This is a genomic window from Nitrospirota bacterium, from assembly GCA_035516965.1.
GTDB lineage: Bacteria > Nitrospirota > UBA9217 > UBA9217 > UBA9217 > MHEA01.
In genome coordinates this window covers 1-12132 of sequence record DATIZR010000112.1, presented here as the reverse complement: position 1 = coordinate 12132, position 12132 = coordinate 1, and the positions used below count along the sequence as shown (strand labels likewise).

The window sequence follows — 12132 nt, the reverse complement described above, 5'->3', positions numbered from 1 at the left end:
AGGGCCTGGTTCTTCTTGAGCTGCTCGATCACGCCGATCTTCTCGTTGACCTTCTTGCGCTCGTCCTCGACCATCTTCACTTCCTTGAGCATGTTGTCCTGGTCGCGGATCTTTGCTTCTGCGTCTGCCTTGGTCCTGGTCAGCGTACTGATCTTATCGTTCAGCGAGTTGTAGTAGAACCACATCCCCAGCAGCGCAAGAACGAGGATGAGCAGGCCGAGGATCAGCTGCTGCTGGAGCTCAGTGACCTTCCGGGGAGGTTTCTTCTTTGTCGGGAGAAGGTTGATCTTGATCATCGGTCCCCTGGCCTCCTGATCGCAAGCCCCACGGCAATGGCGGACTGGGGACCGGCCTCCTGCAGCGACACCGCATTGAAGCGCTTCGGATCAACCTTGATGTTCTTGAAGGGGTTGGTGATCTCGACAGGGATCTCGATCCGCTCGGCGAGTACCTTGGTGAAATCGCCGATCCGGGCGCAGCCGCCGGAGACCAGAATGCGTGAAACCTGCTCGCTGCCGGTCGTTGACCGGAAAAAATCGAGGGATCGCTGCGTCTCGGCCACGATATCTTCCGTCACGGAAGCCATGACACCGGCGATCTGTTCCGGATCCGCGCCTTCGACCGGCTCGCCCCGCTTCACCTTCTCGGCATCCTCGTAGGTCAGGCCGAATTCCCGCTGGAACGCCTCGGTATAGCGGTTCCCGCCGACGGTAATATCCCGGGTAAAGATCGATGCACCTTCCTTCAGGATATTGATGTTCATGACGGAGGCGCCAATATTCAAAAGCGCCGTGATGCCCGACTCCATGTCGTAGTTCAGTTCATACATGTTCGCCAGCGCGAAGGCATCCACGTCGAGGACCGTCGGTTCGAGGCCCGCTTCCTTCACCAGATTAACGTAGTCGTTGATCTTGTCCTTCTTGACGGCCACGAGAAGCACATCGGCCTGCCCCTCCTGGGCGCCCGGTCCGATCTTCTGGAAGTCAACGTTCACGTCATCGATCGAGAAGGGGATGTACTGCTCCGCCTCCCATTTGATCGACTCTGCAAGCTCTTCATCGGTCATATCGGCGACGGAAATGCGCTTGATGATGACCGAGCTCCCGGAGACCGAGAGTACCACTTCCTTGGTCTTGATCTGCTGCGCAACCAGGAGCTCCTTGATGGCCTCCACCACGCGGCCGGCATCCATCACTGCGCCCTCCACGATCACCTCCGGAGGGAGCGGGACCATGCCGAACTTCACAAGATGATAGTTCCCCTTCGAGCCCTTCAGCTGCACGAGCTTGATGAAGGTGGACCCTATGTCCAACGCGATCGGTTCTGCTGTTTTAGAAAAAAACATGCCTGCTCCGCGAAAAAAAGCCTTACACGGCGTTCTTGCCCCTGATGATCCTCTCGATCGACTTCAGGTTGCTGTCATCGTATATGCGCCAGCCACGCCAGTCCCGCCCGACGCCCATCAGGAGCCCCTCGCTCTCCCACCGGAAGAGCGTCGCCCGCGAGATATCGAAACGGTCACAGATCTCTTTTGTTTTATACTTTTTCGAATTTTTGCGTTTGGCCATGGTACCCTCGTCAACGTAACTGGCGTGGTTGATGATACTAGTTATAGTGAGTATAGCTACTATAATACTTAAATACGACCTGTTGTCAAGGTGTTTTTTTGGTTAGAAAAGATTTTGCGATGGCAGAAAAGAGGCTGCGGAAGCAGTGGAGCGGCATCGGATCATGCGATCGACCGATAGATCGTAATGAAGTGACTGATGCTCCCGCCGAGAACGAAGAAATGAAAAATGACGTGGCCATATTTCATCCGGTGGCCAAGCGCATAAAAGAGAACACCGATGGTATACAGAACTCCGCCCGCGATCAACCAGATCAGGCCCGACACGGGAAGGACCCGGGCAAGCGGCCGGATCACGGCCACCGCGAGCCACCCCATGAGAATATAGAGTGACACAGAGAGGTACTGTTTGCGTGTTCTGAAAAGAACGTCCTGCATGAGCCCGACGATCGCGAGCCCCCAGATGATGCCGAACATCGTCCAGCCGCGGGGGCCCCGCAGGGAAACCAGAGTGAACGGCGTATAGGTGCCCGCTATCAACAGGTAGATGGCGGCATGGTCCAGCTTCTGGAAAAAAAGCCTTACCTTTCCCTGGAAGCTGTGATAGAGCGTTGAGAACGTGTACAGGGCTACGAGCGTTGTGCCATAGATACTGAAGCTCACGATCTTCCAGGTATCCCCTTTTGCCGCAGCGGAACTCACGAGAATGACCAAGCCCGCAATCGCCAGTGCCGCGCCGACCAGGTGCGTGATGCTGTTCAACCGCTCGCCTTGATACAAAGCCCCGCTCCTCTCTTCCTGCGCGGCTCTCAGGGAAACATCCCGGCACATGAGCGCGGCAAAAATAAAAAAAGGAGAGGTCTGAAGACCTCTCCTGATCAGGTTCCCGTGATGCTATACGCTCTCGCCGTGGGGCGTGGCGAAGGTCCCGGCGCGCCGCGCCGCCATATCCATCAACACGCGTTCGGTGCCGAACGCGCCCTGTTCGTACTTGCGGATCTTCAGCTTCTCGCGGGCGGTATCGATCAGCTTCAGCGTCAGCTCGAGGACCTTGCCGGCGTCCTCCTCGAAATAGAAGCCCGCGCCCACCATGTCCCACCACTTGTTCTCCATCAGGTCCCTGAGCGTTTTGCTGGCGCTCACCGGGGAGCCGGCGCCGAATATGATCGGTACGCCCGACGCCACGAAGTAGGTGCCGATCGCGATGGCTTTCTCGCTCATCCATTCGGGAGCGATGCCGACCGCCGGAAGGCCGCCGATATCGTCGCCGAGCCCGCCGGCTTCGGCGATGGCCGCGGCCACGGTCAGGATACGGGAGTTGTCGACACAAGATCCCATATGGAGGATCGGCGGAATGCCGATGGCCTCGCAGACTTCGCGCAGGCCGGGGCCCGCGTTCTCGAGTGCATTCTCCGGCGTCATGTAGCCGGCCTTGGCCGAGGCCATGGCGGAGCATCCGGTCTGGACCACAAGCACGTCGTTCTTGATCAGCTCGCGGCTCAGGAAATTATGCAGACTATCCTGGGTGACGCGCGGGTTGTTGCACCCCGCGAGACCGACAACGCCCCGGATTCGGCCGGCGATGATGGCGTCGTTCAGCGGCCTGAAGGACCCGCGGTACTGCCCTCCCTGCATGTATTCGATGTACTCATGCGAGAAGCCCGCGATCAGATCGGGAGGCCTGATATTGGCCTTCGTGACCAGCTCTTTTTTCCGGTTCGGGAAATTGTCGATCGCGAGACGGACGACCTTCTTCGCGAGGTCGAGGGCATGGTGCTCATCGTATTCGATGTGGATGGCGTCCTTCATCCTGCCCTTGGGCGTCGTCGTAACGACCTTGGTGTGGAATTTCTTGGACAGCTCGCCGATCGCGGGCATGATGCACTGCACGTCCACGACCATGGCTTCCACCATGCCCGTGAGAATGCCGAGCTCCTGCTGCAGGAAGCCGCCGGCCGTGGCGATTCCGTGCCGGAGCAGGATCTCGTTCGCGGTGCAGCACATGCCGACCAGCTTTACACCCTGGGCGCCCTTGGACTTCGCGTAGGAGATCAGTTCGGGATCTTCCGAAGCGACCACGAGCATCTCGGCGAATGACGGCTCATGTCCGTGGACCACGAGGTTCACGTGGTCCTCCTTGAACACATCGAGACTGGCGTTCGTCCTCACGGGCTTCGGGGTCCCAAACAGGATGTCCGAAATGTCGGTGCCCATCATGGACCCGCCCCAGCCGTCGGCGAGGGACGCGCGCATTGCGCCGAGCATGATATTGTTCATTTCCTGGTCCACGCCCATCGTGGTGCGGTGCATCATTTCGACCACTTCACGGTCAATAGCGCGGGGGGCGATTCCGAGCTTCTTCCAGATCTCCTGGCGCTTCTTGGGTGCCCGGCCCAGGTAAGCCAGCTCGCCGCGCTGCTGTCCGAACTGCTCCAGGAACTTGAGGGCGACCTTCTCGGCCACTTCGTTCACGGACTTGCCTTCGACATTGATGCCGAGATAGCCGGCAACACGGTTCAGCTTGCGTACGTCCTTGACCTGGAAGTCCTTGGCCTCGCCGCGCGCCACCGCGAGCAGCGTGTTCGCCAGGTCCCGGGCATGGTCGGAATGCGCCGCCGTTCCCGCGGCGACCATGCGGGCAAAATTCCTCGCGGTCACAACAGGCAGGGTTGCGCCGCATACGCCTTCGGCCTCTTCTTCCTTGCCGACCAGACGGCAGGGACCCATGTGGCACATCTTGCAGCACGCACCCTGATGGCCGATCGGGCAGGGCTTCAATCGTTCGGCCCGCTCGAACGCGGTTTCCAGCTTTTTCAGACCGGCCGCCTTAAGCAACACCTGAGCCGCCGGGTCAACTGATTTAAGGTCTTCTCTCATGGGCGATTGGAACTCCTTTCAGCATGAGGGACAGGAAGCCCTCTGGTATCAAAACCGTGGCATTATACAAAAAGGGAAGCAAAAATACCACAGAAAATTTTATAGCTCAATTTACAATTCTTATAGCTGGCGGCCGGCTACTGCTGGAGCGCCGGCTGCTGCGCCACCAGGACCTTGATCACTCCCGTGTTGGCGAGCATGCCCCGGTTCATTGCGAAGAGCAGGACGGTCGCCGACCTGCCGTAGGGCTTCGCCGACGCCGCCTTAACCGGTTTGAAGCTCCCTGGCCCGATCTTGCCGGCCTTCACCTTCTTCACGAGAGAGGCAATATCCTTTACCTTGAAGGCTTTGGCCTTGCCGATCGCTGCTGAGATATCGGAAGCGGCCTCCACGCCGTCCCTGATGCCGGCTGCGGCCGGCTGTGCCTGCGCAAAAATTTTCTGCGTGCCGTAGGTGTTCACGATGGTACCCTGCTTCTCATACAGTGCGGCCAGGGGAAGCACAAGATCGGCCTTCTCGGTGAGGGCGTTTGCATGACCCGCCAGAACAATGATCATGTCCGACGTGAAATCCGCGTCAGGAACGTTCCCGGCGATAAAGAGCGCCTTCATGCCCTTCTTCATCTCTTCATAGCTCTTGCCCATCTTCTTCGCCTTGGCAAAGCCCGGGGCCATCCCGCCCAGGCAGCCCATCTGCATGACGCCGAGCGCGTTCGCCTCGAGCATGAGCGGCATGACGCCGGCGCTCTTGACAAGCGCCAGATTCAGCGCCTGCAGGCAGGCTTCTTCACTGGCCGAGATGCCCGTTCCCAGCACGACCACCGGCTGCTTGGCCGCTGCATATGCCTTTGCTGCCGCGGCGATCTGTTCGACAGGCACCCCGGAGGCCGCTGCCGCGCTGTCCGTTGTCACGAGCGCCTTCTTCAGCGCATCGAGACCCTTCGCGGCCGGAGTTGCGCCTTCTGCCAATACCGCGGTCAGGAGCCCGCCCAGGAGAGCAGTGTCCGTGCCTGCCTTGAGCTGCAGCAGGATCGCGTTCTGATGATGCGCGAGATCGGTCTTCTCGGTGCTCACGACGATGAGCTTCGCGCCCGCCTGCGCGCGCCTGCGGATCATGACATCAACCTCCTGGAGCGACTGCTGCTTCTGCGACGGGTCGGCCCCGATCACGACAACACAGTCCGCGGCCGACAGGTCGGCCTGAGATGCAACGCCGATCCCCGCATCGCCGTAGACCGCGCGGAGCGCTGCGATCGCGCCGCCCGCGTAGGAGGATGCCGGTGTGTCGATGTTCGCGCTTCCCGATGCGGCGGCAAGCCTCTGGACCGCACAGGCCTCCTCGTTCGTAAGCGAGCCCGAAGCGATGAATCCTGCGTGGGCGCCGGCCTTCTTCAGGGCGTCGCCGGCGATCTTCGCCGCCTCTTCCCAGGTGGCCGGGACCAATTTCCCGCCCTGCTTCTTCAGAGGTGTCGTGATCCTGTTCCCCGATTTCAGGGAGTCAAAAGCGAACCGGCCGATGGCGCAGATATAGCCGTTCGATTCTTTCGTATTTACCTTCACGATGCGGCCGTCCTTCTTCGAAACGACCACGCTGCAGCCCGAGCCGCAGGCGGTGCAGACCGAGTCGGTCTTTTCAAGATCCCATTCCCGGCCGTGCTGCCAGCGGTCCCGCTCCATGATCGTGTTCACGGGGCATGCTTCCACGCAGGAGCCGCAGAAGGTGCAGCCGGATTCGTGGAGGGGCTTGTCCAGGGCGGTCGTGACCTTGGTCGTGATGCCGCGGCCCATGAAATCGAGCACATTCGTGTTCTGCTCCTTGCAGACCCGCACACACCGACCGCAGAGGATGCAGTAGTTGTTGTCGATGGTGATGAAGGGGCTCCGGTCGTTCAGCTCATAGTTGAAGCTTTTGCGGCCGAACGAGGACTCCCGGATACTCAGGTCCGCAGCGTAACGCTGCAGGTCGCAGTCGCCCGCCTTGGGGCAGGTCATGCAATCAAGGGGATGGAAGGAAAGCACCAAGTCGGTCACGAACTTCCGGATTTCCTCGACCTTCGGGGTCTTTGTCTGAACCTTCATGCCTTCCTTGGTGCGGGTCGTGCAGCCGGTGACCGGGGTCTTCATGCCCTCGATCTCGACCATGCACATGCGGCAGGCGCCCACGCCGCGCAGCTCCTTAATGTGGCACAGGTTCGGGATGTGGACCCCCACGGTCGCGGCGGCATCGACGAGGGTCATCCCCTCGGGGACCGATACGGCCCTGCCGTCGAATTCCATATTCACCATCTTGGTCGTCATAGCTTCCTCCGAAAAACAGAATCGTTCATTGTAAATGTGGGATTGAAAATTGAAAATATTTAATTTGCCGTTGGCAATTTGCGAAATATACTGATCCCTGCCTTACTGCTTCGCCCCCGACAGGACCGCGCCCGTGTCGTGGATGGAGCAGACCGGGACCTTGCCGGTCGGTCTGCCGCTGACGTCGCAGGTGCAGACCAGGGTCCGCACCGGCTCCTTGACCGCCTGCTCCCGCTCCTTTTCCACCACGATGACCGCACCCTCGGGGCAGACCTTGATGCACTCGCCGCAGTGGGTGCAGCGTTTCTGCCTGACGCGGTAAGAGGTGAACCCCGTCTTGCCCGGAACGAGCTTTTGTCCCTCGACAGCGAAGTCCTTGCAAACTTCGCGGCACTTGTCGCACATCGTGCACTTGTCAGGGTCGATCTCGTAGCGCACAAGGGCCGCGCACTCGAGGTGCGTGCAGACGCCGTCGATATGACGGAGCAGGTCGTCCCGGTGCTGGTTGAGGAACGCGGCAAGGATATCGGCGTGGTCCTTGCCCTTCTTGCACATGCCGCCGTCCTTCACGTCGACGGCGATGCGCTCGAGGAGCGCCGCGTCCTTCTTCGAGCCGTGGCCGGACTGGATGGCCTCGAAGATCTTGATCGCGTCGAAGATCCCGAGCTTGCAGGGATGGCACTTGGAGCACATGCCGTTCTTGGGATCGTCATAGTAGAAGAGCGCAAGCTTGGCCCGCGTGGCATTGACCGGGCACTTACTTTCCTGCTGCGACATGAGCCCCTCCTTTTTCGATCACGATGGCCTGGGTGGGACATACCGAGTAGCAGGCCTTGCATTTCGTGCAGTAATCCTGGTCGATGAAGAACCTGTCCCTGAGCTCGGTCACGGCGTCGAAAGCACAAGCTTGTTTGCACATGCCGCACAGGATGCAGTGCTCGGGCAGGATGCGGAAGGAGCCCAGCCCCTGGCATCTCTTGGCGCGGCAAAACTTGTCGTTCACGTGCTCTTCGTACTCTTCCCGGAAATATTTGATCGTGGAGAGGACCGGATTGGGCGCGCTGTTGCCGAGGCCGCAGAGGGACCCGGCAACGACCAGCTTGCCCATCTTTTCGAGCCGTTCGATATCGCCTTTTTCCCCCTGTCCTGACGTGATCTTGTCCAGCAGTTCGTACATCTGCCAGGTGCCGACACGGCACGGCGGGCACTTGCCGCAGGATTCGCTCTTGGTGAAGGAGAGGAAGTACTTTGCCACGTCCACCATGCAGTCGTCCTCGTCGAGGACGACCATGCCGCCCGATCCCATGATGGAGCCCACGCTTGCGAGCGTATCGAAATCGGCGGGCATGTCGAGGAACTGGGCCGGTATGCAGCCGCCCGACGGGCCGCCGGTCTGGACGGCCTTGAATTGCCTGTCCGGGTTCAGCATGCCGCCGCCGATGTCGAAAATGATCTCCCTGAGCGTTATGCCCATGGGCACTTCAATGAGGCCCGTGTTCTTGATCTTGCCCGTGAGGGCGAAGACCTTCGTGCCCTTTGACTTCTCGGTCCCGATCCCGGTATAGTAATTCAGTCCCTTCGTGATGATCGTCGGCACATTTGCGAAGGTCTCGACGTTGTTCAGGTTCGTGGGCATGCCCCAGAGACCGCCCGCGGCCTCGGAGAGGCGCGGCGGACGGGGGCGCGGCATGCCGCGCTCGCCCTCGATGGAGGCCACCAGGGCCGTTGACTCGCCGCACACAAAGGCGCCCGCGCCTTCCTTGATCTCCATGGTTAAGTCAAGGCCGCTTCCCAGGATGTTCTTACCCAGCAGGCCCAGGTCCTCCGCCTGTTTGATGGCGATACCGAGGTTCTTCACGGCGAGAGGATACTCGTGCCGCACGTAGATATAGCCGTGCAGTGCTCCGATCGCGTAAGCGTTGATGATCATTCCCTCGATCACGGAATGGGGATCGCCTTCCATGAGTGCCCGGTCCATGAACGCGCCCGGGTCGCCCTCATCGCCGTTGCAGACCACAGCCTTGACTTTGGCGCCCGATTTCTTCGTATGCTCCCACTTGAGCCCCGCCGGGAACCCCGCGCCTCCGCGGCCGCGGAGGCCGGACTTTTTCACGATGTCGATCACTTCATCAGGCTTGTACTCGGTAAGACATTTGGCCAGGGCAGCATACCCGTCCTCGCGGATTGCATCGTAGATGTTGCAGGGGTCCACGACACCGTTCCGGTGGAGCGCCACGCGCTTCTGCTTCTTGTAGAACGGGATGTCCTGCATGGCCGTGTTCGGCTCGGACAGCGAGAACTCGCGGTAAAGCTGTTTTCGGTAGGGCACGCCGTTCAGGACGGACGTGGAGAAAAGGGCTGGGATATCGGCAACCTTCACCTTCTGGTAGAAGGTCTCCTGCGGCTCCTGGATCATGACCGGTCCACGCTGGCAGAAGCCCTGACACCCGGTCTTGACGATCTCGAGTTCGACGCCCTTGGCCTTTGCCTCCTCCTCGAACTTCTTGACCAGTTTCCGGGAGCCCGATGCCTGGCAGGCAGTGCCGCAGCAGACGCGCACGCGGTGGGTCTCTTTTGTCGAGCGCTCCTGCTTCAGCCGGACGCGGAGGGCTTCGAGGTCATCGACGTTGCTTAACCGCTTAAACGTGAGTTCCATGTTCACTCCTCGCCATCGCAATAATGTCATCCACCATCTTGGGCGTCAACTCGCCGTAGAGGTCCTGGTCGTTCACGGTCGCGACCGGCGCAAGCGCGCAGCACCCGACGCAGCCCACGGTCTCAAGCGTGACGGACAGGTCCTTCGTTGTCTCGCCTTCCTTGATTCCCAACTTGTGCTCCATCTCGGTGAGCACGGCCTTGGCTCCGCGCACGTGACAAGCGGTGCCCATGCAGACCTTCACCACGTTTTTGCCTCGCGGCTTGAAATGGAAATGCTTGTAGAACGAGGCAACGCCATAGACGTTGTTCAGGGACAAATGCAGCCGGTCCGCGATCAGCCGCATCGCGTCCTCGGGCAGGTAGCCGACCTTCTCCTGCACCCGCTGGAGAACTGCGATGAGAACTCCCCGCTGGCCCTGGGCATCATCAAGGACTGCTTCTACTTTTTTCACTTCATCATTCTGGAGCACGATAAAAAACCTCCCCCCCATCGGTGGTGAAACAACCATCTGAAAAGAAAGAAAATACCTGATTTGATTAAAGTGATGCCGGAGAATTGCGATACTTGTTACCGGTAAATGTAACTCGTCAAAGAAGGACACCGTGAATCATTCTTGTAAGGAAGCTCATATTAACAACCACCCGCCAAAAAATCAAGCAAAAATACTATAAAAAAAAATGATATGAAAATTATTATTCTCTATCCCGGGCGCTCAACCGGCACGGGTACTGCAACTTCCCATGTTGCTTCCCTCCGGCGTTGTTTGACAGTCTCTCGTCTGCCTGCTATTATGGTACCTGTTACCGAACAAAGAATAAGGAGCGCAGCAGCGTATGAGCATCCTTGCAATGATCCTTGCAGGCGGCAAGGGAGAACGTCTTCACCCCCTCACCATCCACCGCGCAAAACCGGCCGTTCCCTTCGGAGGCATCTACCGGATCATTGACTTCACCCTGTCCAACTGCATCAATTCGGGGATTCGCAAGATCGCCGTGCTCCCGCAGTACAAATCCCTGTCCCTGGACAAGCACCTCCGGCTCGCCTGGAACTTTTTTTCCGGGGAGCTGAACGAATACATCATCTCCGTGCCGCCGCAGCAGCGCGTTGGCGACAAATGGTACCAGGGAACGGCGGACGCGATCTATCAGAACATCTATATGATCGAGAAGGACGCTCCGGACCACCTGATGGTCCTCGCCGGGGACCACATCTACAAGATGGACTATTCTGAGATGCTGCGCTTCCATGAGGAGAAGAGAGCCGATGCAACGGTTGCGGCCCTCGAAATCCCGGCAACCGGGGCATCATCCTTCGGCGTGATCGAGGTGGACCGCGACCATCGCATTGTGGGATTCGAGGAAAAGCCGAAGGCCCCCACGCCGATACCCGGCCGCCCGGGCATGGCCTTCGCCTCCATGGGCATCTACCTGTTCAATACCAAGAAAGCCATCGAGCACCTCGAGTTCGACGCGCTCAGGGACACGTCGCATGACTTCGGCAAGAACATCATTCCGCAGATGATGAAGACCGACCGCGTCTATGCCTACAACTTCGAGGACAAGAACAGGAAGGCGGCGAAATACTGGCGCGACGTGGGGACCATCGACGCATACTGGGAAGCCAACATGGACCTGGTCAGCGTCGACCCGCTGCTGAACCTGTACGATAAGACGTGGCCGATCCGCACGTACCAGTCGCAGAACCCGCCCGCGAAATTCGTCTTTGCACAGGAGGAGAAGGGCGGTAGGCTCGGCATCGCGCTGGACTCGATCGTGGCCCATGGGTCCATCATCAGCGGCGGCCGGGTGCAGAACTCGGTGCTCTCACCGAACGTGCGGGTGAACAGCTACAGCGAGGTGTACGATTCGATCCTCATGGAGAACGTGGACATCGGGCGGCACTGCCGTATACACAGGGCGATCATCGACAAGGACGTGCTCATCCCGCCTCACACGGAGATCGGGTATGATCTCGAGCAGGACCGGAAGCGCTACCACGTAACGTCGTCGGGGATCGTCGTGATTGCGAAGGGGACCGAAGTGTGCGACGCGGACAGGCCGGCATCGATGGCGGAAGGGCCCGGCTGAAAGGGCGACGGAACGCACTCGGGAATGATGTGTCTCACCGTTACTGAATCCCGGTCACGATCTCCTCAAGAGGCTTCCGGGTTGTCCGCGCCGCAGGATGCTCATCGGGCACGCCGACGGGGAGCAGCGCCGCAATAGACTTCTCTTTTCCAAATCCCAGCAGCTTCTCGAATGCCTCCTGAGCCACAAGCGGTCCGGTCATCCAGCAGGATCCATAGCCAAGGGCATGAATGGCGAGCAGCATGTTCTGCACGGCCGCGGCAACGCTCTGGAGCCCGGGCAGCGGCCGGAGCCTCCTTACGGCTTCCGGGTCATGACCCATCCTCGCAAGAAGCTTGTCCGTCCCCGCGTCATAGGATTCCAGGAACACGGCGATCACGACCGGTGCATTCTCGAAGAACGTGTAGTAATTTCCCTTATACGCCGCGAGCCGCTGCGCCTGCCTCTCGTCCTCGGCAAAGGGGATCATAGCGTCGATCATGCCCCGGACAGCAGCGGCCATCCGGCCAAGCAACCTCCTGTCCCTGATGACGATAAAGCTCCAGGGCTGCGTGTTGTTCGCATTTGGCGCCCTCGTGCCGGCTTCGATGATCTTCCTGATGTCCGCATCGGGCACCGGCGTCGTCTGGTACCGGCGGATGCTCG

The 12132-nt window shown here is 59.6% G+C and carries 11 protein-coding genes; 1 reads left to right on the top strand and 10 read right to left on the bottom strand.

Annotated features, from left to right (window positions below):
• The 9 genes from VL197_16295 to nuoE all read right to left on the bottom strand — a co-directional run.
• Positions 1–296, bottom strand: a 296-nt coding sequence (locus VL197_16295) for a hypothetical protein (GenBank protein ID HUJ19547.1), incomplete at its 3' end; no start/stop codon positions are given.
• Positions 293–1345: a type IV pilus assembly protein PilM gene (pilM, locus tag VL197_16290; protein ID HUJ19546.1), complete on the bottom strand. Its 1053-nt coding sequence runs from the start codon at positions 1343–1345 to the stop codon at positions 293–295. The genes pilM and VL197_16295, both read right to left, overlap by 4 nt.
• Positions 1346–1367: 22 nt before the next feature.
• Complete coding sequence (locus tag VL197_16285; protein HUJ19545.1) at positions 1368–1568, bottom strand: MerR family transcriptional regulator; 201 nt, start codon at positions 1566–1568, stop codon at positions 1368–1370.
• Positions 1569–1729: 161 nt separating this feature from the next.
• Positions 1730–2347, bottom strand: coding sequence for a hemolysin III family protein (locus VL197_16280; protein HUJ19544.1), 618 nt, complete (start codon positions 2345–2347; stop codon positions 1730–1732).
• A gap of 114 nt (positions 2348–2461) precedes the next feature.
• Positions 2462–4444: an anaerobic carbon-monoxide dehydrogenase catalytic subunit gene (gene cooS / locus VL197_16275; GenBank protein ID HUJ19543.1), complete on the bottom strand. Its 1983-nt coding sequence runs from the start codon at positions 4442–4444 to the stop codon at positions 2462–2464.
• 137 nt (positions 4445–4581) lie between these two features.
• The gene (locus VL197_16270; protein ID HUJ19542.1) at positions 4582–6741 is read right to left on the bottom strand and encodes a molybdopterin-dependent oxidoreductase; all 2160 of its coding nucleotides are present in this window, start codon (positions 6739–6741) and stop codon (positions 4582–4584) included.
• Between the two features lie 102 nt (positions 6742–6843).
• Entirely contained in the window at positions 6844–7518 is a 675-nt protein-coding gene (locus VL197_16265; protein HUJ19541.1) for an NADH-ubiquinone oxidoreductase-F iron-sulfur binding region domain-containing protein, read from the bottom strand.
• Positions 7499–9397 carry an NADH-quinone oxidoreductase subunit NuoF gene (locus VL197_16260; protein HUJ19540.1) on the bottom strand — a complete coding sequence of 633 codons (1899 nt, stop codon included), beginning with the start codon at positions 9395–9397 and terminating at the stop codon, positions 7499–7501. Before VL197_16260 ends, VL197_16265 begins: the two co-directional genes overlap by 20 nt.
• The gene (gene nuoE, locus VL197_16255; protein ID HUJ19539.1) at positions 9381–9869 is read right to left on the bottom strand and encodes an NADH-quinone oxidoreductase subunit NuoE; all 489 of its coding nucleotides are present in this window, start codon (positions 9867–9869) and stop codon (positions 9381–9383) included. Before nuoE ends, VL197_16260 begins: the two co-directional genes overlap by 17 nt.
• 364 nt (positions 9870–10233) lie before the next feature.
• Between nuoE and glgC the strand changes: the two genes are divergently transcribed.
• Complete coding sequence (gene glgC / locus VL197_16250) at positions 10234–11487, top strand: glucose-1-phosphate adenylyltransferase (GenBank protein ID HUJ19538.1); 1254 nt, start codon at positions 10234–10236, stop codon at positions 11485–11487.
• 40 nt (positions 11488–11527) lie between these two features.
• On the opposite strand, the gene VL197_16245 is transcribed toward glgC, so the two are convergent.
• A partial coding sequence (locus tag VL197_16245; GenBank protein HUJ19537.1) for a nitroreductase family protein occupies positions 11528–12132 on the bottom strand: 605 nt, incomplete at its 5' end.

Excerpts from the sequence above, each read along its gene's own strand:
- pilM (HUJ19546.1), bottom strand. The coding sequence starts at position 1,345 with ATGTTTTTTTCTAAAACAGCAGAACCGATCGCGTTGGACATAGGGTCC.
- VL197_16285 (HUJ19545.1), bottom strand. The coding sequence starts at position 1,568 with ATGGCCAAACGCAAAAATTCGAAAAAGTATAAAACAAAAGAGATCTGT.
- cooS (HUJ19543.1), bottom strand. The coding sequence starts at position 4,444 with ATGAGAGAAGACCTTAAATCAGTTGACCCGGCGGCTCAGGTGTTGCTT.
- VL197_16270 (HUJ19542.1), bottom strand. The coding sequence starts at position 6,741 with ATGACGACCAAGATGGTGAATATGGAATTCGACGGCAGGGCCGTATCG.
- VL197_16265 (HUJ19541.1), bottom strand. The coding sequence starts at position 7,518 with ATGTCGCAGCAGGAAAGTAAGTGCCCGGTCAATGCCACGCGGGCCAAG.
- VL197_16260 (HUJ19540.1), bottom strand. The coding sequence starts at position 9,397 with ATGGAACTCACGTTTAAGCGGTTAAGCAACGTCGATGACCTCGAAGCC.
- glgC (HUJ19538.1), top strand. The coding sequence starts at position 10,234 with ATGAGCATCCTTGCAATGATCCTTGCAGGCGGCAAGGGAGAACGTCTT.